Raw genomic sequence first — 26,848 nt, 5'->3', positions numbered from 1 at the left:
GTTTTGTGGGGTCCTTTATTGTTGTTTTTAATTATGCGATCGTTTATTTACGGATTTTTACTCGACCGATCACCTCCTGATGATTTCTGATTTCCAGCAGATAAATACCAGCTGGTAAGTCTTGAACTTGAAGTTCGGTACTGGTATCTTCTAGCTTTTGATTCATCAAGAGTTGACCTGCAAAATTGAAAACGTTAATAAACGTTGATTCTTCTATTGCTGGCAACTCAATGTGCAAGACTTCAGAAACTGGATTTGGATAGACCCTAACAGTAGGCGTCATCTCTTGCTGGGTTTCCACTCCATTTCTAGATCCAGATGAAACCAGCTGAAAATCCCATTGCATAGAATTGCTTCCAGAATAATTGTACTGAACTACCTTTTCTCCATTTCCAGTTTTCCCATCCAGGACACCCAATGCCTTGAGACTGTTTTGATTGACTATTTTGTAGTAGCCATTACCCAAATCTGAGAGGTCCCATTTTTGATTATTGGAAGAGCTGTTACTACTTTGAACGGCCTCCATGCCATCGTCGGACTTGGCGTCTTTAATTTCCAGATACTTGTTGCTGTGTACGGCTTTAAGTTTAAATAGTCCTGATCCACCATCTACCAATTCCCATTGCTCATTGGTAGCTCCGGTGTATGGGTTTTGAACGGCCTCCACGCCATTTGCATTGCTGGCATCCTTTATTTCCATGGCCTTGCCTGAGTGTCTGGCTGTGATTTGATAGATAGATCCGACACTTAGTCCACTGCTACTATTTACTGTGATGCTTACAATAGATGAGGTGCTGGTTGCTCCCAAATCATCAGTAGCTACTGTGGTGAGGTCGTAGTTTCCAGCTCCTACTGTGTTCCAGGTATAGCTGTAAGGGGAAGTAAGGTCTTCTCCGAGTTTGGTAGTGCCTTGATAAAACTCCACTTTACTCACAGTGCCGTCAGTATCCGAAGCACTTGCAGTAATGGTAATGTTATCTCCATCTGTGAATGTTGCTCCGTTGGATGGTGCGGTAATTGACGTAGAAGGCGAAGCATTCCCACCACTGCCTGGTTTATAGGTGATCTGAAGTTGAGGTTCATTTCCTGCACTTTCTTTCGTGTAAAAATCTATACCAACATTGGTGAGCGCTGTGTCTCGCACGCAGAAGGTTACAGTTTGATCCAACCCATTTTCTATAGCAACATAGTCAGTGACATCCCACTCCACATAGGTTCCTCCCTGAGAAGTGGATAGGCTAATAGTAGCCAATTCGTCACCAAACAATGGTTCGTTACTGTGTGTAATTGTAGATTCAGTCCAGGAGTCGTCTTCTACCAGATAGACGGCTCGTATAGAGTTGCCCCCTATTCCTTTTATTTTTAGCCTCAAAGTAGCTGAAGACACAGCTCCATTGATAGATGAAAGATTGAATTTGTAGAATGCGTACCGATGATCCAATACACTCCATTTTGTTACTGCTGAGATATCACTACCGTAATTGGTGCCCGAATTACCAGTATGTACATAGCTATCGTCACTGCTGATCAAGGTGGAGTTTTGTGGAGTGGTACCAGAAGCGTTCACTGTTAGGTTTACAACGCTGGATGTATTGCTTTCACCGTAATTGTCAGTAGCGATGGCAGTGATGTTATGCGTGCCAGCAGGCAGATAATTCCACGTAGCTTCATAGGGAGCCACGGTATCTTCGCCTAGCTTGTAGGTGCCAACAAAAAACTCCACTTTATCTACCGTACCGTCACTGTCTGACGAAGTAGCTGTAATCACCATACTGTCGCCTTCTGTGGCGGAAGAACCTGTGGTAGGTGAGGTGATGGATACTGAAGGGGCCAGATTCGCCTGTACTAAAGTCGTAGTGAAGCTATTGAGCTTATAGGCATTGCTTGTTCCTCCTATATAGATTCGAATGACATTTAGGCCGGGCCCTAAGTTTACGCTGCTGGAAATCGTATGTATGGCCCAGGTGGTCATTCCTCCTGTGGCTGGCAATGAGGTTTCAGTAGTGATATCTGCACCATTTGACGCAAATTTGATAGTTCCTGTGCCGGCAGATGCCGCATACCTTACATCTATTTGATAGGTGCCTGGTTGGGCTACATTACAGGTGTAAGTTAGCCATTCTCCAGACTCAAGAGAGGTGAGAGCATAGCTACCCTCTGAGGCTACTTCAATGTCAACACCATCTGTCCTATACTCTGCACCAGTGTTGGTAGGTGTGAGGTCATGATAGGTGCGCCCTTCTCCATCTGCTGTAAAGAAGTCATAGTTTTCGGCCTCTACAGTTGCGGGTAGGTTATGAATGTTGAAATTGGGAACGTCATTCGAAAATCCACTGATAGGGTCTCCAGCAGCCCAGATAGGTCTTCTGAAGCAAAGTGCCCCCCAACCTGGGTGATCGAGGCTAAACCCTAAGCCTTCATACCCAGCTTCGGCAATGGCCACATCTCTACCTCGCTTAGTCCAGACAGCCGAATCACCAAGGCCCATGCGTACATCAAAATGTGCCCAAGCCTGCTCATATACTGGTCTTTTGCCAGGAAATACTCCACGGCTTACATCATTGAAATTGGAGTCAAAATAGGGATTGATAGCCTTAGAATACCATCTCCCTGTGCGATCGAGTCGCTGAATGAATTCTCCGCTGGCAACTGTAGGTTCCCATGGAGATGGCTGATCCGGATAGGATTCCAAATAGGATGTGTTGTACTTAGACATGTACTCAAATCCTTTGAGCATGCGGTTGTCCAGCACACTCCAGACATCATTGCCCTGATTCCAGGCTACATCAGCCACACCTGCCAGCATACCTAGTCCAAGAAAGGCGTGCTGCTGATCACGACTGGCCTCCTGACATTGTCCATTTTCAAAGATATAGTGCTCAATTGCTCCATTGTATCCATAGTTGTCTATGGTGCCTTGAGAGCCTACATAATTGTACAGTGTGTAGTATTGATTGTCTGAAATTTGGCTGCCAGAAGGTGATGGCCCTGTGGGCATAGGAATGTCATCAGTACGTCCAGGCTGGCTGGTGAAATACAGGTATGCCCGGTCGTACATTTTTCTATTGTCCAAAAAGACACCCATAACCAGCATGGCTCTGAAGGCTATCGCATCTTGATTGCCATGTCTTCCAGCATCACCATTAAGTATTCTCCAATAGAATGACCCTACCGTTGTAGAATTTACAGCGGCAGGAACACCCGTGTCTGAATATCCCGGATAAACCAACATGTCTTGAAATGCCTGAACGTCAGTGGCGAGCCATCCGCTATAGGTACTTTTGATGATTTCCGCTGCTTCTACCATTTTCCAGGCAAAGATTCCAGCATCTAGTGGTATGCCTCCAACAAAGGTGAGGTTTTTCCAGGCATTGAAAATCTCCACACATTTATCTGCATGACGAGTATCGCCAGTTATGGCCCACATCAGGGCATTGTGGTATGCGGCATTCGCATCACCATGGTAGGCACTACTGTTTTCCCCATTTCTAACCAGTCGCGTGAAGGATGGGTCACCTTGAACTACATAGTTGTAAGAGGCATAGGAATTTACTTTCAGTTCTTCAAAAGAAGTGGCGTAGGGTTCTATTCCGGCCTCCACCATATATTTCATTCTATCCAGGTCGGATTGCTTGAAGAGCCCGCCTGGATGAATGAATGCAGTGCCAGTTGGAGGAGGTGTGCTTCCAGCTGGTGTGACTGTAAGAATTGGAGCTTTGGTGCCATTTTCTTTGGTATAAAAATCAACTCCAGTTCCGTCCGCATTGGGGTCACTCACCAAAATGGTAATGAGTCCATCAGCCAGCACATTGGTATTGACATACGATGTGATGTCCCATGTGACATAATTTTCATCGTCCGAACCCGAGATACTGGTGCTGGCAATTGCCGAACCTATAGCTGGTTGATTGTTCCAGGTCAAGGTGTGTTCATTCCAGTGGTCATAGGATACCGTGTATATGGAACGAGTCGTGGTAGCAGATACACTTTTTACGTTTAGCTTAAGTATAGCCGAGGATATCTCCGTACCGGTTATGTCCCTGAGATCAAATTTGTAAAAAGCATGTCGGGTGTTTCCGCTGATTTTCGTCACCACGGAAGTATTCGAGCCGTAGTTCGTATTCGCAGAGGTACTGTTTACATAGGTGTCATGTGCCGCTACATAGTCGGTTTGTGCATGACCATAAAAAAGACAAAGATGTGTGAGAGCCATAGCTACCCACAGTTTGAATCTGTAACTTTTTCTCATAGTTATTTAATTAGGTTTTACAACATTATTATTCCGGATATTTAGCATCAAACACTGGAATAACGTTGTTGAAATTACGCTATACCTAAAAGGAAGGGTATAAGAGAAAGTGCAGATATTGTAAATATTAGGCACTATTTTGAAAACTCTTTAAAACGAAGGGTTAGAGCTCTTTTTGTAATGAAAATATGCTAATGATTGGTCGGATTTGTGCCAGTAGGAGGTTGGTTGGCTCATAGGAATCGTGTCCCATAAAGTCAATCCAAAATAGCGGTGAAGCCTTATTGTTTGATGAAAATTTTTGAGCGCTTCAAGCCAATTTTTAGAAGATACACACCAGTAGGTAAACCCTCTAAGTTTACCGCATGAGTTTCGGTACTTTCATCATAATGAGGGTTCTGAATTGAGATTAATTGACCAATAGAATTGTACAGGGTGACAGGAGCATCTTTGGCTGCATTACGGATGTACAAAGTTTCACTTTGTTTGAGGGGGTTGGGGTACACAAGAAGCGCTTGTTCAGTGCGTCGATCAGATTTCAAGGGTGCCGAATTGAAAAATGATTGGGCATACTTGAAAGCTTGAATGCCAATGGATTCTCCTATAATACGGCCGGGTAGGTCGTCAGCTGGTGGGTGGATGCCACCCCAAATGCGGGACAAGCTACATTGATCCGAAGCGTCTCTATATGTGGCCCACTCAAGCGTTATATCCTGGCTAGGCCCTTGTTCGAAAACAAGAAATTCATCTTTTTTAGCAGTAAATTGACCAAGACCTCCGGGAAAATATTCACTACCAGTGAGAAGGGTCAATACTTCTGCTGCCGCACGCGAAAAAGTGGAATGACCAGATACAAACCCTGCAAACGGTGGAGTTACAAATGATGGCCGCTGATACGGCCACCAGTTTTCTGCCAATATCCAGCCTACTCCTGCCTGGTCTGCTTGTGAATTCTGGATGTAATCATGTCCTCTCCAGGCATAGACTTTGATTTTTCCAACATGCTCATTATGGTGTCCGGCCAAAGGGTCTCCAGGTTTTACCGATTCTATGTAGTTGGGGATTAATGGGATGCCACCTACGTGATAGTTCGCTTGCGTAGAGTCTGTGGATTGGCCTAAATCTGCCATGAATCTAATGGCGCTAATAGGTCTAATGTAGTCATAAAACCCCTTTATGCTCCAGGCCGCGATGGCAGCATCATGCATGGCGCCACCAAGCGTGAAGTAGGCTTTTATATCCCACTCAAGTGGCGAAAGATCGGGGCCTTTACCTTCTAGTTTTCTGACAAAGTCAGGGTGGTCACTGACGTAATTTAAAAGCACGTACCAATGACCAGGGGGTGTTTCAGAGTCGGGGCCATCTGCCCAAAACTCGGCGAGCACTCTGGTGTAGTCACCACGCGGCACTAGCTGGGGCTCGTAGGAGCTGTTGGTTATTGGATTCATTTCATGTCCCGTACTCCTATCACCACCATCCAAAAGCTTATAAAAATTTGGATAGTCGGAATAGCTGCCAGGAAGGTTTTTCAGGTGAAGGTTGCCTAACCCGCCAGGAGAAATATCCCACATTACACCATCGTTTGGATCCAGGTGGGAGCTCCAGATAGCTACCAAAGCAAACCCCCACTGATAAGCTTCACTGCTCAGCGTTTTTGCTAGCGTGTCCAAAAGAGGTGGGCTGCTCGGATCAAAAAATACGTTGAAGTTTTGGCCGTTTCTTGATCGTTCGGTTTTTTGAATTGGCTGAAGAGCAAATGGCGAAACTTGGCCCCACTCAGGGCTCAAAAAATCTGGTGTCGTGCCTGAATGAGGGTTGCCAGATTGGTCTATGAATGCATCGAGTTTTAGCGGTTGCCAGCGATTTGGGTGAGTCAAAGTGCTGTTGCCGGGGGAGTTGGGTGTTAAGGGGGCGTTGACAGGAGTGTAGTACGTATTTTCATAATCTGTTGCTTCACTGGATCCATCTTGCAGGCCATAGGCAATGACCATTTTCCCGATGTAATTACCTAAAGCTGCAGGATCTCCCGTACTGTAGTCTGTTGATTCGAATGCTTTATCATAAGACAGCATAGCAAACAACTGGTCAAACATTTCCAATGTTTGAGAAGCATGTGGTGAGTTTTTAAACCTGTGCTGAAGCACTCGGTATGCCGCATAGCTGATGGTCATTTTCGCTGCAGTCTCTTGCTCTATACGTGAGTTAAAACCATCAAATGGACACCTAAACCCATGTCTTGTTTGGCCCAAAAGGTAGGTTTTTCCTCCATAAAGGGAGGCCCATGCATCATACATAGCTGCACTCACGTGAAATAAGTTGCGTGCATGTACTGTTGGTCTGGCATAGTCATTTCTGATGGCGTGCAATAGGGCTTCATTCCACAGTCGAGCTACGGATTTGTCATTAGGGATTGCTGTGTTAGACATGGTCACGTCCAGATGTACTTGCTGGCTGATGCATTCGCGCATCTCCGTAACACTAATACGCCCCTGATCGCCGATGCCCCATTTTACAGTGACTGTAGAAGTGTGCTGTCCACTAAGAATTTCTCCATTTATGATCTCCCAATTATAGGTGCTTTCCGAATGGTGGGGGTAGGAATAGACCTCTTCACGTAGGATTCCAGAGACTGACTTACCTGTAATCTTTTCAGAAGTGAGGTATACACATGTGCCATCCTCCAGCGTGGCATCTGGATTGTAATTGCACGAGTTAGGGTCTGTGCAGCCGGCTATTTTAGTAAAGCCATCTATTACTGCCACATAGCCGTCATCTTCCGTGGCGTAAATGCTACTATTGGCTGGGACATTGTTATACGTGTCCACCTCTCCCGATGGCCAACTGATTCGAATAAAGTCAGCTTCCGTAGAGTTGCCAAGACCAAAATGCTCAGGTAGTAAGCTCTGTGAAAGGCAGTTGGCCCCATGGTGAAATCTGTAAAGTGTATCACTACCCGTGGAGAGTTCAATTTTTGTACCTATTCCGTTACTATTTGACTGCACCCCGGTCAGGTGTATTTTCATCCAATTGGTACCGGGCTTCTCGTTTGTCATCAGGTCATTTTCATAGAAATGCAACCCGTCTAGTGTATTGGATAGTAATACATCCAGATCACCGTCATTGTCATAGTCAAAAGCAACGACACCTTTACTGTCTGATGGCTTGTCAATGTTTGCCTCACTGGTGATGTCAATGAAGCTTTTGCCCTGCTCTACATGCATGTTTTTGTACAGGAAATTGGCCGTATTTGTGCCGTATCCGTTCACTAGAATGAGGTCTTCGTCTGTGTCGTGATCAAAGTCAGCAAACTGAGTCCCCCAGGCCCAGCCCGCTTCGGTGATGTGGTACTCCGCAGCCAGGTCGGAATAATGGTTCTGGCCATTATTTACATAAAAATTACTCTTAAGCACGTTGGTGATATAGAAATCCCATTTCCCATTGTTATCAAAATCACCCATGGCTACACCCATTGACTCTTCTTGGGGGAGGTTGAGCCCGTAGCTGGCGGACTGCTCGCTGAAGGTTTTACCCTCATGGTTTATATAGAGCGCATTTGCCTGGTGGTAGTCATTGATTACAAACAGGTCTAGCCAGCCATCTTCATTGATATCTACGGGAAGGCTCATCCAGGAGGCATTATTGGCACTGGTTCCTCCAATTCCGGTTTCTTGAGTTACTTCCGTGAACTTGTTGATGTCATTTCTGTAAAGGCGATTCTGCTTGCACCCCTCTAGTTTTGTAATGAAAATATCCAGATATCCGTCATTGTTATAATCCCACCACAGCGCACCGGTATTCATACACTCGTCTGTGGTTTCAAACCCCATTTCGGCGGTAACATCCGAAAAAGTCCCATTACCATTGTTTCTGTAAAGTCGATTATAGAAAGTACTGGTCAGGAATAGGTCTGGGTAGCCATTGTTGTCATAATCTCCCCACGAGGCACCCATTTTTATACCAAAATCGGAGGTTTCATAATAACCCGTGTAGTCAAACGAATGATCGATCCCGGATATAGCGGTGGCATCCGAAAAGGAACCATCGCCATTGTTTTTGATTAGAAAGCTTTTTGCGCCGAAACCATTTTGATTGTCGTGCTGTACTACCGTAGCGAAAATGTCCAGATCCTTATCCAGGTCATAATCAGCTACCGCTATACCGTTTGTATGTTTAAACTGAGAAAGTTTTGATTGTGTCTGTATGTCTTTAAAATGCTGGGCTGTTACTGTACAACATAGGAGTGCCGAAAATAGCGTCAAGGTATTTTTGAAATATGAAGCGTTCATTTTGGATCAATTTTCGGATGGTCACACTCGCTACAAAAGTCTGCTTGATCGGTAGTAATAGACCTAGGGCTTGATTAGTGTCATCCTTTTCGCAGCCTTGTGTTGCCCCACTTCCAGGAAATAGAGACCTGATTTGAGGTAAGTCATGTTTAAATTGATTTTTAGGCTATCAATTTTTTGTCTGTGTTGCACTTTGCCGGCAGCATCGTAAATAGTCAGATATTCCTGCTGACCTTTCAAGTCTGCTATCTGAATGGTTAGTGAGTCAAAAAAAGGATTGGGATAGACTTTTACCTGGTCAGCAGTCTGGGCTTTCAGAGGAGTGGTAGGGTCCTTTACTGAGATTATAACTGAAGCCGTGTCGGTACCTTCATAGTTATCATAAATGATTGCACTAATTTCATAGTCTCCGGCGGGAGCGTTCAGCCATGTAGCAGTGTATGGTGCTGAGGTATCCTCACCGATTTTGGTGTTATCTCGAAAAAACTCCACTTTGGTGATATGACCATCCGGGTCAGAGGCATCAGCCTCTATTTTTATGTTGTCACCTGTTAAAAAGGTGCTGCCAGTTTTGGGTGATAGGATGCTGCCTGTTGGGTTATTGTTGGGTACTGTTTCTACGTGATAAAATGCAGCGCCCCAGTTTTTTAGCGGGTAACTTTCTCCATATAATGGAGCACCATTTGCTTGTTTTGGAGTGTAATCTTCTTTTTTAGCATTCGAAGAATCGTCGAAATAGGTATATAAAGCGTTTTTTGAATAGCTGTCTGCGAGGTTGCCGGTGCCAGTTACGGACTTACCAGCATAGCTTATTTCTATACTTCCCGATAAGTTTTCTGTACAGGTTATTTTTACCTGGCTTTCTCCAATAATTTCTACCTTTTCTATAAGGTTCGTTGATTGATTCTTATTTGTTACGAGGAAGCCGTAGTTTGAAACTTTTGGAGTGAGTAAGGTGTCAAAGTTCAAAGGAGGTGTAGGCACGTGAAACTGAATGGCCACTGTATTTTCACTGATGTCGAAACTTTCGGGGATTACTGGTTTGTATTCCTTCTGATCCACAAGTACATCATATAATATGTTCCCTACGATTTCACCATACCAGCGATAGCCGTTTGTAGACAAATGACCTCCATTGTAATCTGGCATAGCATAATGCGGATTTAGTAGGATCACATCGCTATTTTCCTGGGCGAATTCATATTGCGCCATGGAGATCTCCTGCTCTTCGTTGCTTACATACTTCCCACTTGTTTGGTAGATGAAGAATATTGGTTTTTCCGTCTGTCCGTAAGTGCTCATGATGTCATGCTGCATATTATCCTTTAGGATTAGTAGCAGACGCTTATATTCATCTTTATCTGTAGTGCCATTAGTACCTGGCGTAAGACCTTGCCCAGAGGCATCTACCTCTTTGTAGTTGTATTCTCCTTGCATATATACGATCGCCGGGCATTGGACGGTAGCATTTGAGCCCTCCAGAGCGGCAAGTGTGTTGTCAAGTATTTTTAGAAAAGTAGATTGATAAAAACCATCGTTGGTACACTCTTTTGATAGTCTTTCTATGGTGCGGCCGCCTTCTCCAGCTTGCATCCCAATGAATTTGGTTTGAGCATTTGTATGGTCACGGTACCTGGTGGCAAAAGCATTGACACAACTCACTACAGGTTGCTCACCGCCATGTTGCCAGCGACTGGCCACGAGTGGGTTCAGCGTAGGACTCTGATTGCTATAAAGCATAAGCGGTGATGAACCTAACATGAAATTTCCATCGATTGGCTGAGTGGTGATCGCCTGAGGTGCTTCCCATCCCATGGATAATGACTGGCCATAGAAAATAATCTGCTGGTATTCGCCATCCTCAGCTACGGGTCGTTCTGATGCTGTAGAGGTATCATTGAGTCCTGCTTCTACATTGGCATAGGTAGAGATCTTATACACTTCATATGCTGGAATGGCTTCTGATGAGGGAGCTACTATTAGTTTAAAACCAAAAATTCCGCGCTTCGAACCGGGAGTGGTACTTCCATTGGTCCAGTTTAGATTGGTAAAGGGAATAACGTTACCTTCATAGAAGTCATCACCCAATACTGCGCTTAAATCCCACACTATATGATGAAATGTCTGATCATTTTCTGATGTGATAAATTGTGTAGACGATGCACCGGATATACTGGCTCCTTCTGCTTTTCCCGATTGATTTACCTCTAGATCCAGCAACTGAAACAAGGCTTTGTCTTGAGAAAGCACTCCATCTGTGAGTTTTATTTTTAGAAAAAGGTAGGGTTCGGATTCGGATAAAACGACATCCTTGAGGATGGCCAGGTCTGCTCTGTAGAATTCTCCATTTGGTTTTAAGTCCGACACAGTAAATGTGCCTGATTCATTAAACGTAGTGCTTCCTCCAGACGATCCATTGGCGATGACTTGCCAGTTGTCGTTTTGCCAGCCAAGCTGGGCGAAAAGTGATTGAGATAAGATGCATATGATCAATGCTGTGAGCGTTCGCTTCATTATGTTGTCGTTGTGAGTGTTTTATGTCTTGGAAAAATCAGCCCGGTGAGCGGTTGCACTTTTGTATTGGCTGATCAACAAAAGTATTTGGGGTATGGGTGGGAGAATTTAAAAATCCAGTCAAAAAGCATAAATAAATGATACTTTTCCGATTGGGCTTGGAGGTCTCTTATATAGGTTTTATCGTTGTGATCTAACTGGCCACTTGACTAACTGATCATTAAGAATCGTGTCTTCTTCGATGCAGGACATTGGGCATGCAGCTGTGGCGCCTGGTATGGTATGGATTCACTGTCGGGATTAAATACTTATTTAAATTGGAGAAATTCTGATGATTGATAGATCAATGAGGGGGTTCAAACTAGTGATGTTGGTGGCTGGGTTCTTTAATCTGTTTGTGCTCAATGGCCAGGTACCTAGTTTGAAATTTGATAACTACAGCACACTGGAGGGGTTGTCCAGTAGTGTGGCAATAGAAATTCTTGAAGATTCTGAAGGGTATTTGTGGATAGGTACTCATGACGGACTCAACAAGTTCGATGGGTACGGGTTTGAAATCTATCGAAACATCAACGGGGATACCACATCACTTAGCAACAACAGAATCACCTCATTGATTGAGGATCATGTAGGCAGATTGTGGGTAGGTACCAATAATGGATTGAATTTCCTGGCAAAAGGGAAAAACACCTTTCGAAGAGTCGACTTTAACCTTCAAGATAATTCTGCTCAGAATCATATCCGGGCACTTGCTTTTGATCCGAAGACACGCTGGCTGTGGGTGGGTACCGAAGAAGGCCTCATTCGGTTTGATTTTGATAGTTTGGGCAATACAGTGAAACAGCTCAGGTTTACGGACTCTACAAACAAGATAGATGGTAGTGAAATAGATGATATTGTTATAAGTGAAAAGGGTGATGTTTGGATGGTGACAGGTAGGGGAATACTTCATCATTACTTACAGGCGGAGCAAAAGTTTGAAACATTTCAATTACCCGAAAAGACATCAACGGAGATTAATCAGTGGCCATTTCATTTGATAGAGACCATTGACGGAGAAATCCTAATTGGAAATGATCTGGAACATTTGATGAAGTTTGACCCATCGTCTCGCTCGTTTACTGTGCTGAATCTTCAACTGGGAAACACGGTGGCTGTGTCTCATATGCTATGTGATACACGGGGAAATATATGGTTGTCTTCAGATGGGTATGGACTATTTGTGTTGGATAGCGAACTCAGATTACGAGATCACATTACCCATGATCCGAAGAAGCCTTCCTCCCTGCCCAACAACCAACCCGCTTTTACCTACGAGGACTCTAATGAGATATTTTGGATAGGCACCTATAATAAGGGCTTTTGTAAGTTATCTGCAGCGCGCTCCGCCTTTGTCCATTTGACGCATAGTAGAGAGGAACCCAATGGACTCAGTGGACCGATAGCGCAGGCGGTAGTTGTGGATAAAAAGGATAGAGTCTGGATAGGTATAGACGGAGGTGGACTCACCCTATATGATGAACATGAAAACACCTTTAGACACTTTAGAAGTGATGATGATAATCCACATACCATCTCATCGGACAAAATAGTTTATCTGTGCGAGGGAAAAGAAGGGGGTATTTGGGCTTGTACCTGGGATAAAGGAATTAACCGGTTTGATCCCAAGACTGAAAAAGCCGTCCGATACCTAAAGGAAGAAGCAAATCAGCATTCGATTTCAGAAAACACGATCATTTGCGCAGCTCCGGATCGGTCAAAGGGCTTGTGGGTCGGTACTTTTGAATCCGGTATAAATTATTTTGATCCCGGCAAAAACAAGTTTTTCCGATTTACCAATCAACTGATAGAGCGTGCTGGTCTTCCAAATAGCAGGGTTCAGCATTTGTTTATAGATAAGCAGAATAGGTTGCTAGTCGGCTCCACATCAGGCCTGGCAGTTGTGGACCTCAATAGGTTCGATTACGAAAATCCTGAAGAATTACCCTTTATACCTTTTGACAAGGTGCCGTTTCAGGGTATGCGAATCACGCATATTACGCAAGGACCAGATGGGGATATTTGGGTAGGAAGCAATACTGGGCTGCATAGAGTAGATGAAGACTTTAGTAAGATTACTTCGTACAACGTATTGAGTGGGTTGGCCAACAATCTAGTGGTCGGGGTAACGGTGGAGCTGGATGGTACGGTCTGGTTTACCTCCAAAGGCGGTTTATCCCGGTTAAACCCGGAAAAGGGTCGCATAATTAATTTTAGTGAGCAGGATGGAATTCAAGGTGCCGAATTTCAAAGTAAGTCCATATTTCAAAAGCACGATGGTAGAATATTTATAGGAGGGATCAATGGTCTCAATATCTTTCATCCGGATGATGTAGTACTCAATCATGTGGCCGTAGATCCTATGATCACCGGTTTGCGTGTGCTAAATACAGAAATAGGCGTGGGAGACACGCTAATTGATCGGGTTTTGTTGGAAAAACCGCTCAATCAAACTGAGGGAATAAACCTCAAATACAATGAAGGATTCTTGACGATTGATTTCGTGGCATTGCATTACCTCAGCCAGGAGCACGTCAAGTACGCCCACCGGATGCTCGGAGTAAGTGACGATTGGGTCTATGTGGAAAATGAAAATAGATCGGCTACCTTTTCTAACCTTACTAGTGGAGATTACAGGTTTGAAGTCATGGCTACTTTAGATGACAACTGGGACAACTCCAGCGTGGCGGCTCTGGATATCCATGTAGCGACTCCACCGTGGCGCACGGTCTATGCTTACCTGGTTTATTGTCTGGTAGTGGCATTGATTACCTGGATAATCTTGCGTTATTATTCACGGACCATGAGAGAAATACGAAGACGTGAACTCGATCACAACAAGATGGAGTTTTTTATGAACGTTTCTCATGAGTTTAGAACACCGCTTGCATTGATATTAAATCCGGTGGACAAACTACTTGCAGAGCTGGACCCAAATGAAAAACCTTATGAATCTGCGTTGACAATTCAGCGCAGTTCGATGAAATTGGTCAACCTCGTCAATCAGCTTTTGGACTTTAGGAAAGTAGACCTTGGCAAATCTCCATTGGACCCAGTGAAAGCAGACGTAGTGCGGTCCGTAAAAGATTCCTACAGCATGTTTGAAGATTTGGCCAAACTGAAAGGGCTGGAGATGCACTTTGAAACGGAGCTAGCCTCCACAGATATGTGGTTTGACCCGGATAAGCTGGAAAAGATTGTGTCTAACCTATTATCGAATGCTATCAAGTTTACAGATCCTGGTGGTAAAATTATCGTGCGAATACTCCAGGAAAAAGGGAAGTCGAAAGCGAAGCGATTACTTGGTAAGTCGGATCCAAAGGATTTTGTCATCATTGAAGTGGAAGATACCGGTATTGGTTTGAAAAAGGAGGAGCTGGCTCTGGTTTTTGACCGTTTTTTTCATATCAGCTCTACCAATACAGGTACTGGGATCGGGTTAAATTATACGAAAAGCCTCGTACAGCAGCATGACGGAGAAATTAGCGTAATAAGTGAATTTGGTAAGGGTTCGAAGTTTGTGGTAAGGTTGCCATTGGTGACAGAAAGGGCTTCTTCTGCATGGGGTAACCATTCGAAGCATCGGTCCAAACACCTTGCAAGTAATGATTCTTTGAAATCACTTGAGTATACACTAGTAACCAGCGATCTTGTGCCGACCAAAAGCGAAGAGGCAGAAGCTGAACATAAAAGTGCCAAAACTGGCGAAAATCAAACCATACTGATAGTAGAAGACAATAAGGAGTTACGTGTGCATCTGAGGAAGGGGTTTGAAGATAAGTTCCGCGTGAAAGAAGCGAACAATGGAAAAGTAGGGCTGCAAAAAGCCATAAAGTTTTGTCCGGATGTGATTATCAGCGATGTAGTAATGCCTGAGATGGATGGATTTGAGATGTGTCGCGAGCTTAAGCAAAATGATCAGACCGTGAGCATTCCAGTCATCCTATTGACAGCAAGGAGCTATGAGGAAGACAAGATAGAGGGCTACGAACTTGGAGCAGATTCGTATCTGGCAAAGCCTTTTAGCATGCAAGTGTTACAAGCCAGGGTGCATAATCTCATGGAAACACGCAAGCAGCTCAGAAACAGGTTTGCTTCAGTGGCTAGTCTGAGCCCGGCAAGTGATTTTACTAGTAATTCACTGGATGAAAGGTTGGTAGATTCAGCCATAAAAATTGTCACGGAAAATATTAGCAATTCAGACTTTGGCCTGGAAGAGTTGGTCACGGAGTTGGGGATCAGCAGGTCTTATTTTTACAGAAGGATCAGCTCCATTACCGGCCAAAAGCCAAGCGCATTTATTCGTACGATTAGGCTCAAATATGCAGCCGACCTACTCAAACAAAATGCTTACTCCATAAAGGAAATTGCCTACAAGACAGGATTCAATTCGAGTGCATATTTTTCGAAAACCTTTAGAGAGCATTTTAACAAAACTCCCCGGGAGTTCATCGATGCAGCGGAAGAATGATTCTTCATAATTGACATTTTAGCCGCAGTACGGAAGTTAATGAAACTTAAAGTACCTGCATTTTATCGTTTTTGAAAGGATTTTGAAAGCGTCTCAGGAGCGGTGCAAATACTTTTGGGTAGTGAATTTTCAGTGAACCCAAAGACATTTTTTAATTATGCGAAGTATTTTATTTGCGATTCTGCTCACCCTCAGCATTTATGGACACTCCCAGTCAGTGGTGATACCCCTTTGGCAAGATGATATTCCTAATGCCGTTTCTGTAGCAAAAGAAGAAACTTCTTATGGGGATGATTATAGACGAGTGAGGAATATCGTAACACCTACAATAGAAGTGTATTTGCCTACGAAAGCACAGCGCACAGGTACGGCAGTCTTAATCATTCCAGGAGGAGGGTATTACTGTTTGGTATATGATAAGGAAGGCACTGATGTGGCCAAATGGCTCAACGGATATGGCATCACGGGGGTGGTCCTAAAGCATCGATTGCCTGATGAAGACTCCAATGAAGTTCCCCATTTGTCACCATTAATGGATGCCAAAAGGGCTATAACACTAATAAGAGAAAACTCAGAAGAATGGGGACTAGATCAGGATAAGATTGGGGTAATGGGATTTTCTGCAGGTGGGCATCTCGCATCATTGGTAGGCACCAGATATACTGATGCGAGCTCTCATCCAGATTTTATGACGTTGGTGTATCCGGTGATATCCATGCTCAATTCTGATTTTGTAGAACCGGGAACACGAGAAAGGCTGCTGGGGGATGCTGCAAGTGAGTCACTCTATCGTGAATATTCAAGTGAGCTTAATGTGTCGGAAGAGACACCTCCAACGTTCATCGCGCATTGTGCAGATGATCGAATAGTAGCTGTACAAAACAGCATAGAAATGTATTGTGCCCTCGAACGTCAACATATTCCTGCGGAGATGCACCTCTACCCAAAAGGTGGTCATGGATTTGGGTTGGCTGTCGGCAATGGTGAGGTGGAAAATTGGAAAGAACTATTTATTCGATGGGTAAAGAGTTTGTGACCACACTGAAATCTTATCTGGATCTTAAATGCATCTTATTCATATAGTCAAATGAAAAGCAGTTTTAATATGCTGATCTTCTTTTTAGGAATGCTGTACTATGGTGCAAATCAAGAGGAATCCATGGCACAGCCCGCCACACTGGTAAAGTCTGGCGAATACATCGCTGGATCTACTGCTTGTTCGGAGGATAGTGTTCGCTATCAAAAGGAATTTCACTCACTTTGTGAGATCGATAGAACCTCACGCTGTATACAGTAATGCCAATCCGCTATGTGGTGGCATGGCATCTTGAAATACTAAGTGAGACTAGCCAATCATTTTCATGAGGTCCACTAATTGATTGCGTCATATCATTTCATGACCATATCATATTGAGCGCAGCTAACAACATGGGATAAGCTATAGATGTTCGGTGCATAGCTCAGGCCAATTCCAAAATTGCCAATTCGCTTGTGATTGATTCGCTGTGTAATGACAATATAGGGCAGCGTATTTTCAGGTATTGATTGGGGTGGTTAGTTGCCGCATCTTTCCCGAGTAAGCGATGGTGGAACAAACTCAGAAATCTGTCAGGAGAAAGTTATCAAAAGGCTATAAAAATAAGGTAGAAAGGCAAAAGTGCATTATTGTTATCGTATTTGACCGGATATCTAAACTCCATCTATGCCTTACTCAATAGGTTTGAAATACGATTTGCACAAGAAAAGGTCATGGTTTACTAACCTACCTATGACGCCCAAATTTTCAATGCTTCTCACATAGGGGCATTGGGATCAACTAAAGTAAAACGGAAGACAATATGTATGAACAAACGAATCAACGGAAATTACGACCATTTATAGGAAGTGTAGTCCTATTGTGGGTGGCACTTTTTGGTTCTATCTCTGTAAACGCTCAAGAGGTGAGCATCAGTGGGGTAGTTACTGATGAGTATGGCGAAGGCTTGCCGGGTGCTGCAGTAATTGAAAAAGGCACCACCAATGGAATAACCACCGACCTTGATGGCCAATTTAAATTGAGTGTAAGTGAAAATGCAATTTTAGTAATCTCCTACGTGGGATATACCACCGAGGAAGTAGCGGTAAATAATAGAACTAATTTTGATATTCAGCTGCTTTTGGATGTGGAAGCCCTGGAGGAAGTGGTTGTTGTAGGATACGGAGAGCAATCCAAGCAAACGCTGACAGGGGCGGTAGAGCAGGTGACCGAACGGGCATTTAAAGATCGGGCAGTGACCAACCCAGCGTTGGCCCTTCAAGGGCAGACTCCCGGTTTGGTAGTAACCAGGACCACTCCCAGACCTGGTGGCCGGTCAGACGATGGTATAGACCTCCAGATAAGAGGTGCTACTTCTGTAAATGGAGGAGAGCCTTTAGTGGTAATAGATGGTGTACCCGTGATGAGTGCCCGGGAGTTCTATCAGATGAACCCCGATGACATAGCTTCTGTGAGTATATTGAAAGATGGGGCGGCATCCATATATGGGAGTAGAGCTGCCAACGGTGTGATTCTGGTAACCACCAAAAGAGGTGAAGGTAAAATGAAAGTTGGGTACAATGCAAACTTTCGAATCAATACAATAGGAATAAGACCTCCAGGCCCGTCTATGGTAGATTACGCTACTCTGTGGCTAGACGCGGGAGTAGAAGATGCACCCAATACCACCTATTGGGGGTGGCTCTCTAAAGAGAACCTGGAGCGAATGCAGCAGGGTAAGTCGGGGATATACCCAACTGTCTTCTGGGGAGATGTCTATATTGGAGATCATGATCGGTTTGATCAATTGTTTGGAACAAGCTTTTCGCATCAGCACAATATCAGTGTCTCAGGCGCCTCTGAAAAATCCCGGTACCGCCTATCTGGTGCATTTGCTGACAATCAAACAGCACTTAAGACGGCTTACGATGGTCAGAAACAATACAATATTCGGTTTAATTATGATTACGACATCAATAGCAGGCTTTCACTGACGAGCGGTATAACCTATCAGCGGACAGTTACCTCCGGACCTTCATCCGGGCTCAGCCGTGAATTAGGGGCATTTGACCCGCCATTTTTTCCAGCCAAAACTCCAGATGGCCATTGGTATGCGAATTTTAATGTGTCGGGAAATAGAAATGCCGTGGCATCCACTACCGATGGAGGTCGAGAAAACTTTACAGAAGACTTAACCAAAATCAATCTTGGTGCAGAATTCAAAATTCTGGAAGGACTGACGGCAAACGCTACCATGTCTTTTAACAAAAGAGTACAGCGAGAGGATGTCTACCGGTTGACCGTTCAGCCTTACACCTGGGATGGTAACCCGTCTGCAGAGCGTATCAATGGTACTCCATTAATAGCCGCCAGAAATTACGACAGAAACTATATGAACTATGGTTCATTCTTCAATTATGAAAAGTCTTTTGATAAGCACAACCTCAAGGCAATGGCGGGTATCACGGCAGACCTTCAGGAAGATCGCAATCTGTATGCAGAGCGTAAGGGAATTCAAAACCAGGGAGTCTATGACATCAATGTAGCACCTGTAGATGCGGTAAGCACTGCTGGTGGTCAGTCACATTGGGGGCTGCTTTCGTATGTCTCCAAGTTTAACTATGACTACAATGGAAAATATTTGCTAGAACTAGTTGGTCGAAGAGATGGTTCTTCCAGATTTTCTCCTGAAAACAGGTGGTCCAATTACGGAAGTGTTTCTCTGGGATGGGTGATCTCAGATGAAGCATTTATGAAAGCTGTGCCTTTTGTGAGTTTTTTCAAACTGAGAGGAAGCTATGGTGAACTTGGAAATTTTGTAGGTATAGGACTGTATGATTATGTCTCCACTATCAGTCAGGGTACGTTGCCAATAGGCGTGCCACCTACACTGAGGACTACAGCCAGAGTAAGTGGGCTGACCAGCGATACAAGAACCTGGGAGCGTGTAAAAATGACTAATGCGGGAGCTGATTTGACATTTCTGGATAACAGAATCACCGGATCATTGGACTATTACATCAAGGAAAATGACGGTATGCTGATAGAAGTCGTCTACCCAGATGTATTGGGCGGAAATGCTCCTAAGTCCAATAGTGGTAACCTACTGACCAAAGGGTGGGAAGCAGTCATAGGTTGGAAAGATCAAGTGAACTCACTTCAGTACAATGCATCTTTTAACATCAGTGATAGTAGAAACGAACTAATAGAATTTGAAGGATCTCCAATACCATCTGAAGGTAGAAATCAACCACTTGTTGGATATCCCCTAAACTCGTATTTCTTATACCCTACGGACGGATTGTTTCAGAGCCAGGACGAAGTAGATGCTTATTATGAAACTTATACGCAAGATGGACTGGGTGAGATCCCAACACGCGACGCAGACCCCAGTGTAGTAGCTGCTTCAGAGCTCAGACCTGGAGATACCAAAATTATCGATCATAATGGGGATGGTAAAATTACGATAGAAGACCTGAAATACATGGGAGATTCTGCACCTCATTACACATTCGGTTTGAATCTAGGCGCTTCTTGGAAAGGCTTCGATTTTCAGGCGATGTTTCAAGGGGTCATGGATCAAAATGTGGTGAGAACAGGCTTGATGAAGTACCCTTTCTATCGAATTTGGACCAATCAGACTACTGCATATATGGGGCAAACATGGACAGAGTCTAACCCTGATGCCTCTTACCCGAGACTTACGACCAATACACAGCGTGGCGAGTGGAATTGGGATCATAAAGATTTTATGATGATGAACAATCGATACGTAAGGCTTAAAGTATTGGTGGTGGGCTACACGCTTCCTACTCAGCTTGTCAACAAAGCCGGAATGGAGAAGGTAAGAATATACTTCTCAGGTAATGACCTGTTTGAATTAACAAGCCTGAAAGATGGGTATGATCCTGAGTTTGGAGAGAGTACCGACTCCACTTACCCATATAACCGCACCTGGTCATTTGGACTAGATGTATCCTTCTAACATAATATAAATAGTATACTATGAAATTGTATAATAAACTGATAGCCTGGAGTATGGTCTTCGTTGCCATGGGTTGCGAGGACAAGTTTCTTGATTTGGATCCGCTCGATCAGGTGACAGAGACGGTATATTTTACTGAAGTTGAGCATTTTGAAGCCGCAGCCACTGACCTTCATAGTGGTATGGTATCATTACGCTCCAACAGAGGTAGCTCTATTTTTGATTTTTTTGACTTAGGCAGTGATCTCACGGGTTATGACCCTGGAGATGGAATAGGCAATGGCTCCAATACCATTCCAAACGATGATAAGTATTGGACTAATGCCTATTACTACCTCAGAAATGCCAATATTCTATTGAGTAAGGCAGAAGAGTTTGCTGGTGATCAGGAAGCAATAGAACAGTACGTGGCTACAGCCCATTTTTTCAGAGCATGGCAACACTTCTTTTTACTCCAGCGATTTGGTGGAGTGCCGATTGTTACTACGGTTTTAGATCTGGATTCTCCAGAGCTGTTTGCCAGTCGCAATAGCCGATACGAGGTGGTGGACCAAATCATTAAAGATTTGGATATGGCCATTGCTTCGCTACCTACAGAGCAAAGCCTGGGGGATGAAAACAAAGGGCTGATCGGGCAATATTCAGCGAAGGCATTTAAAGCCAAAGTAATGCTCTACGAGGCGACCTGGGAAAAGTATGTGGGAACTTCTACAGATGGTGATGGCGAGTCATCCGGTGCGGGCTCTCAAAAGCCCGAGGGCTACATTTCTGTCAACGAGATGTTGACAGAAGCGATCGCTCAGGCCCGCGATGTAATGGATAATGGCGGCTATGAGCTGTGGAATTACAATGAGGAATTGGACAGTTTGAGTAATTGGTTTCTTTTCAATCTGGAGGATGCCGAGTCTAATCCGGCCGGTCTCACGAAAGCATCAAACAAGGAGTTTATCATTCAGTCAATCTATGACCGGAATTTGCGAACAGGAGGTACAGGTACTAGCCATACGGTTTATGATCGACTGGCACCCAGTAGAAAATTGATGGATTTGGCTTTGTGCGCAGATGGCTTGCCAGTAGATAAATCACCTCTTTTTGAAGGATATAACAAGACCTCTGATGAATTTAAAAATCGAGATTTCAGGTTGATATCTTATTTCGGAGAATTGGTTCCTGAAGACGGGTCAGTGTTTTTATCTGGTGCTCCTGGAGCCGCTAGTGGAGCTGGCGTAAAAGCCCGTAAATTCAGATCGTACAACTATGGCGTTTACAGGCTGTCTGGAGAAGAGTCTTACAACTGGCCGCATCTTCGTTTGGCCGAGGTTTATTTAATCTATGCGGAAGCACTCTATGAACGAGATGGTGGTATTTCAGATGCTGATTTGGACGCTTCGCTCAATCAAGTGCGAAATCGAGCAGGAGTGGCTCCACTCAGTAATGCATTGGCAGCTGCCAATGACCTGGACATACTGGAAGAAATACGTCGTGAACGGGCTATAGAGTTGTATGCCGAAAACAGTCGGTTTAACGACCTGAAGCGCTGGGGAATAGCCGAGCAAGAACTAAACGAAGACGTGCTAGGTCCGGTGATCGAGGGTACAGAATATGAGTCTAATGGACTCTATGATCCATCAGCTTATGCCTATGGTGTAAAAGCCGTAGAAACTGGTGTGGGTGTGCGTGAAGCTGTAATACTCAACCCTTCCTTCAATAGGAATTTCAGTCGAAAGAATTACCTCTTTCCGATACCGCTAAATCAAATAAAGCTTAATTACAACCTGACACAAAATCCTGAATGGTAGTCGATTTATTAATAAATGTATAACCTAACAATTTCGAAATGATGACAAATAAACTTAAGAAGAGGTGGGGTAAAGCCTTGATGCTTATTTCTTGCCTTGGGCTGATTGTGACTATTATCAGTTGTACTGAGGATAGCCCTGAGCCGCCCTCCACAGCGCCAGAAATCATCTCCTTTTCTCCTAATGAAGGCAGAGTAGGTACGGTGGTAACGATATTAGGAAAAAACTTTTCATCACAAACCAACTCGGTAAAAGTATCTTTCGATGGTGTAGAAGCGTCGGTAGAGCAGGCATCAGAGTCTTTGCTGGTAGTTAGTGTGCCAGCGGGTGCCACTACGGGTACCCTCTCAGTGGTCATCTTCGGTGAGGAGGCTGTATCTGAAGAGTCATTTACAGTGGCTACCTCACATTCGGTCACGGCGGTATCTCCAGAAGTAGGAGAGGCTGGTGATCAGGTGACCATTACCGGTTCCAATTTCGGGACTAGCAAGTCTGAGGTGTCAGTTTCATTTACCGGTACCGAGGAAGATGTAGAAGCCGTGGTGGTGTCTGTTACTGATACGGAGATTGTAGCTGTGGTGCCCGATGGAGGATCTACAGGCCCGCTGAAGGTACAGGTTGGACCTGAGGCTGTTGAAAGTTCGTTTGACTTTACCTTCCCATTCTTTGGTTTTGCTAATGAGTTCGTGGAAAGTGCGGAAGGTTGGAGCTCCGATGCATCCCTTTCTCTAGCTGATGAAGCGTTAGTTGTCGATTTTGGAGGGGGCAATCAGGCTTCCCTTGCTTACGAAGGAGAAGTAGTTTTCAATCCGGATAAATTTCCGATTTTGGCCATAAGAATGACCAGGTTGGCTGATTTTGAGTTGAGCTTGGTGTCTAGTCTCGGAACCTTTGGAGATGGAGCAAATACCTACACCGGCATAATCGACGGTGATATTTACTACTATGACCTCACGGAGGGTGATTATGTTACAGCTGAAACACTAGTTACCGATATAGAATTTCAAATTGCCAAGAGCTCTGGTGAATCAAATTTCAATGTGCAATGGATTCGTTCTTTTGAGAGCGTAGCGACACTCAAGTCTTACGATCCGTTTCCGGTAGGTAAATTCCTTTGGGAGTTTGATAATGAGCCGGGTGATGATGAACGTAAAAATGACTGGCTGCCTACGCATGGTGGTACCTACCAAATAGCGAATAGCCAAATCAAAGTAGAGTTTGCACAAACTACAGGCGATCGAAGAGCAGATTTATACCATTTGTTTATGAATACGTTCCCCGTACAGGGAGTAGGTGTAGATGATCCGAGAAATAACATTACTGGAGATCCTAAGCATCCGTATCATAGAAACTCTGTAACCATTTCTAAGGATTACCCAATTTTCGCTGTGAAGTTTGGTGAAAGAGACAGGCCTCCTGTAGGAAAAGTAGACGGGGAAGTTGTAGGATCTTTTGTTCGGGATTTTGCTTTTGGTGAGTTTCAGCTAAGTGATGCCACACAAGACGCTTCTACAAAGGCTGGTGATCGATTGTACTACTGGAATAACTGGGACAATTCTCACAAGCAAGTTCCAGAGGATCTGAATGAGGTAACCTATGAGATTTTTCAAATCAAAATGGCGGGCTTTGACCCAGACTATTATAAGGAGCAAACAGGCAATGACCTGACTGGCTACGACATAGACTGGATAGGGACATTTGAGTCTGTAGAAGCTATGAATGCCTACAATTTAAGATTCGAATGATCAAAAGGATTAAGTACACAGAAAAATACTAAGCATGAAATTATTCATAAAGAAATATACGTTAGTCGTTGTGATGCTTGTTGGTACTTTCCTGACAGCACAAGCGCAAGAGGAGCCAGCTTTGGCAATCAATGTCACGCAAGACGCCAAAGTTCGCACCGGAAATGATAACAATGAGGCTTCGAATTATGGGTTCGATAAAGCCACTACAGGCTTGAGCAGAAATGGTATCTACGAATTTGCCAGCATGATGAAGTTTGATTTGCCTGGAAAAGTTGTAGGTACCATAGATAGTGTGCACCTCAGCTTTACACTGCGTAAAAATGGCAGTTTGATAGAGTTTTTGGAATACCCGACGGATTGGGACGAGTCTACAATTACTTATGCCAATGCACCCAATAATGGCTTTGATACACTTACTGTAATCAGTTCTTTCGATGCGAATGGTACGACGAACAATACGGTAAGGTATTCGGTAGATATCACTGACTACTTTGTAGCTCATAAAGATGAGGGAAGTATCGGTATAGGGTCTAGATCCGAATTGGTAGAGAACGCTACGAATACCTTTGATATGTGGAGTAAGGACAATACAGAAGGCTATCCTGCTCCTCAGCTATTGATCTACGGAGATGTAGCACTTGCTCAATCTGTAGCTATTACGAAGGATGCCAAAGTACGTACCGGAAACGAAAACAACGAAGCTGCAAACTTTGGAGCGGATAAGGCCATCAGTGGATTGAGTAGAAATGAAATCTACGAATTTGCCGGCATGATGGGTTTTGACTTGCCAGGTAAAGTGGTTGGTAGAATTGATAGTGTACATATCGGATTCACCCTAAGAAAGAATACCGGCAATGCTATTGAATTTCTTGAGTATTCGTCAGATTGGGATGAAGAAGACGTTACTTATGCCAATGCTCCCAATAATGGATTTGACACACTTAGTGTGATTAGCACGTTTGATGCTAGTGGAGCCGCGAATAACTCGGTAAGGCATTCAGCAGACATTACTGATTACTTCCTGGCTCATATGGATGAAGGCAGCCTCAATCTGGCTGTACGATCAGAGCTGATCTCAGGATCTACTACAGAGTTTGATATTTGGTCTAAAGACAATGTGGATGGCTATGCTGCACCAGAACTTTTGATCTATGGAGATGTGTCTTTTGCCCAGGCCATAAGTGTTACTCAGGATTCTAAAGTTCGTACGGGCAATGAAAACAATGAAGCCTCAAACTTTGGGACAGATAAAGCTATTAGCGGCTTAAGTAGAAATGATATCTATGAGTTTGCTGGCATGATGAAGTTTGATATGCCTGGCAATGTAGTGGGTACGATAGACAGTGTCCAACTAAGCTTTACGCTTCGAAAGGCCGGTAGTAAAATTGAGTTTTTGAGCTACCCTACTAACTGGGACGAGTCTACTATTACATATGCTAATGCCCCAAATAATGGATTTGATACCCTGGAGGTGATTAGCACATTTGATGCAAGTTCGGCAAGCACCAATAGCGTGAGATATGCGGTAAATGTTACCGATTACTTCAATGCGAATCAGGAAAACGGCAGCATTGGGATAGCAGCTCGTTCGGAGTTGGTGTCAGGGGCTGTAAATACGTTCGATATATGGGCTAAGGAAAATGTAGATGGCTATGCTGCACCTGAGCTTTTAATCTTTGGAGATGTGACCATAGAAAACAGTGTTTCCGATAGTCTGCAGTTAGCCGATCTTAAAGTGAATGGCGAGACTCCTGCTGATTTCGACCCTCAGAAGACTGTATACAACATCGAAGTGCCTTATGCCGATCCCGTGCCTGCGGTTTCAGGTACCGCACTCGCTACTACTTCCACTGTAGAAGTAGTCAATGCAACCTCTATTCAGGGAGATACCACTTTGGTCATCGTAAGAGATACAGAAATGGACAGTGTGATCTATCACTTGATCTGGGAAGAAGGCGACCCCAACAGAGATGCTTCACTCGCGGAATTGCTAGTGGATGGAGAGATGATTCCTTTTTTCAATCCGATCAAGATCCTCTATACAGTTGACCTGCCATTTGGTACTACTACAGTGCCTACAGTGACACCAAAGGTGAATTTCGAAGGTGCGGTTGCTGAGGTAAGTCCAGCAGCTACTGTAAGTGATACTACAGTGATTACTGTTACAGCTCAGGATGTTACAGTGACTAAAACCATAAAAATAGCCTGGAATGTACTGGAGCCTAATGACGATCCTACCTTATCAATGATAATTGTTGGTTCGGATACCCTGGAGGATTTTTCATCCAATCAGTTTGCTTATAGCTATGAGCATGATGCACTGGATGTGCCCGCGATTGTGGCTATCCCTAGTGATACCAATTCAGTGGTGAGCATTCAACTGCCATCAGCGCTTACCCCCGGGGAAGTGGAATATGCACTAGTAGAAGTGGTGGCAGAAGATGGAGAAACCAAAAAGACCTACACAGTGGGACTGTCTACCACAGTGCTGGTCACTGGTGCAGACAAGCAAATAGACCTGGCCGTATATCCGAACCCATTCCTTAACAAGTTGACGATATCTAGTGACAAGAAAATCGATCGAGTTTACTTATTCGACCTGAATGGACGACTGGTACTGGAGACTACAGCTAAGTCTCAGCGCACGTTGGATTTGGATCTTTCGGCGCTACCTAAAGGGCAGTATTTACTGCACATTGGATCACAGGACGAGGTTAGATCTGTGAAAGTGATCAAATAATT

Annotated in this window: 10 protein-coding genes; 7 read left to right on the top strand and 3 right to left on the bottom strand. The window is 44.2% G+C overall.

Annotated elements, in window-relative coordinates:
- Window positions 1-43: 43 nt before the first annotated feature.
- From C7460_RS16055 to C7460_RS16045, 3 genes are all read right to left on the bottom strand, one after another.
- Entirely contained in the window at window positions 44-4,249 is a 4,206-nt protein-coding gene (locus C7460_RS16055; protein ID WP_115869147.1) for a CBM96 family carbohydrate-binding protein, read from the bottom strand.
- Window positions 4,250-4,530: 281 nt separating this feature from the next.
- Complete coding sequence (locus C7460_RS16050; protein WP_115869146.1) at window positions 4,531-8,535, bottom strand: FG-GAP-like repeat-containing protein; 4,005 nt, start codon at window positions 8,533-8,535, stop codon at window positions 4,531-4,533.
- A 63-nt stretch (window positions 8,536-8,598) separates the two neighbouring features.
- Window positions 8,599-11,049, bottom strand: a complete 2,451-nt coding sequence (locus C7460_RS16045) for an Ig-like domain-containing protein (protein WP_115869145.1) — start codon at window positions 11,047-11,049, stop codon at window positions 8,599-8,601.
- 331 nt (window positions 11,050-11,380) lie between these two features.
- Here C7460_RS16045 and C7460_RS16040 point away from each other — a divergent pair, with 331 nt between their 5' ends.
- The 7 genes from C7460_RS16040 (at window position 11,381) to C7460_RS16010 (ending at window position 26,846) form a co-directional block, all read left to right on the top strand.
- Complete coding sequence (locus tag C7460_RS16040) at window positions 11,381-15,559, top strand: hybrid sensor histidine kinase/response regulator transcription factor (RefSeq protein ID WP_115869144.1); 4,179 nt, start codon at window positions 11,381-11,383, stop codon at window positions 15,557-15,559.
- 157 nt (window positions 15,560-15,716) lie between these two features.
- Complete coding sequence (locus tag C7460_RS16035; protein ID WP_115869143.1) at window positions 15,717-16,595, top strand: alpha/beta hydrolase; 879 nt, start codon at window positions 15,717-15,719, stop codon at window positions 16,593-16,595.
- Between the two features lie 51 nt (window positions 16,596-16,646).
- A complete protein-coding gene (locus tag C7460_RS16030) occupies window positions 16,647-16,856 on the top strand; it encodes a hypothetical protein (protein ID WP_147302983.1) in 210 nt (69 codons plus the stop codon).
- A 541-nt stretch (window positions 16,857-17,397) separates the two neighbouring features.
- The gene (locus C7460_RS16025; protein ID WP_115869141.1) at window positions 17,398-20,559 is read left to right on the top strand and encodes a SusC/RagA family TonB-linked outer membrane protein; all 3,162 of its coding nucleotides are present in this window, start codon (window positions 17,398-17,400) and stop codon (window positions 20,557-20,559) included.
- A 20-nt stretch (window positions 20,560-20,579) separates the two neighbouring features.
- Complete coding sequence (locus C7460_RS16020) at window positions 20,580-22,358, top strand: RagB/SusD family nutrient uptake outer membrane protein (protein WP_115869140.1); 1,779 nt, start codon at window positions 20,580-20,582, stop codon at window positions 22,356-22,358.
- A gap of 38 nt (window positions 22,359-22,396) precedes the next feature.
- The gene (locus C7460_RS16015; RefSeq protein ID WP_115869139.1) at window positions 22,397-24,103 is read left to right on the top strand and encodes an IPT/TIG domain-containing protein; all 1,707 of its coding nucleotides are present in this window, start codon (window positions 22,397-22,399) and stop codon (window positions 24,101-24,103) included.
- 34 nt (window positions 24,104-24,137) lie between these two features.
- Window positions 24,138-26,846 carry a CBM96 family carbohydrate-binding protein gene (locus C7460_RS16010; RefSeq protein ID WP_115869138.1) on the top strand — a complete coding sequence of 903 codons (2,709 nt, stop codon included), beginning with the start codon at window positions 24,138-24,140 and terminating at the stop codon, window positions 26,844-26,846.
- Window positions 26,847-26,848: the final 2 nt, after the last annotated feature.

Source organism: Marinoscillum furvescens DSM 4134 (assembly GCF_003386095.1).
GTDB classification, from domain to species: domain Bacteria; phylum Bacteroidota; class Bacteroidia; order Cytophagales; family Cyclobacteriaceae; genus Marinoscillum; species Marinoscillum furvescens.
Note: the sequence above shows the minus strand (reverse complement) of the source record. Positions and strands in the feature narration are given on the sequence as shown.

Excerpts from the sequence above, each read along its gene's own strand:
- C7460_RS16055 (WP_115869147.1), bottom strand. The coding sequence starts at position 4,249 with ATGAGAAAAAGTTACAGATTCAAACTGTGGGTAGCTATGGCTCTCACA.
- C7460_RS16050 (WP_115869146.1), bottom strand. The coding sequence starts at position 8,535 with ATGAACGCTTCATATTTCAAAAATACCTTGACGCTATTTTCGGCACTC.
- C7460_RS16045 (WP_115869145.1), bottom strand. The coding sequence starts at position 11,049 with ATGAAGCGAACGCTCACAGCATTGATCATATGCATCTTATCTCAATCA.
- C7460_RS16040 (WP_115869144.1), top strand. The coding sequence starts at position 11,381 with ATGATTGATAGATCAATGAGGGGGTTCAAACTAGTGATGTTGGTGGCT.
- C7460_RS16035 (WP_115869143.1), top strand. The coding sequence starts at position 15,717 with ATGCGAAGTATTTTATTTGCGATTCTGCTCACCCTCAGCATTTATGGA.
- C7460_RS16030 (WP_147302983.1), top strand. The coding sequence starts at position 16,647 with ATGAAAAGCAGTTTTAATATGCTGATCTTCTTTTTAGGAATGCTGTAC.
- C7460_RS16025 (WP_115869141.1), top strand. The coding sequence starts at position 17,398 with ATGTATGAACAAACGAATCAACGGAAATTACGACCATTTATAGGAAGT.
- C7460_RS16020 (WP_115869140.1), top strand. The coding sequence starts at position 20,580 with ATGAAATTGTATAATAAACTGATAGCCTGGAGTATGGTCTTCGTTGCC.
- C7460_RS16015 (WP_115869139.1), top strand. The coding sequence starts at position 22,397 with ATGATGACAAATAAACTTAAGAAGAGGTGGGGTAAAGCCTTGATGCTT.
- C7460_RS16010 (WP_115869138.1), top strand. The coding sequence starts at position 24,138 with ATGAAATTATTCATAAAGAAATATACGTTAGTCGTTGTGATGCTTGTT.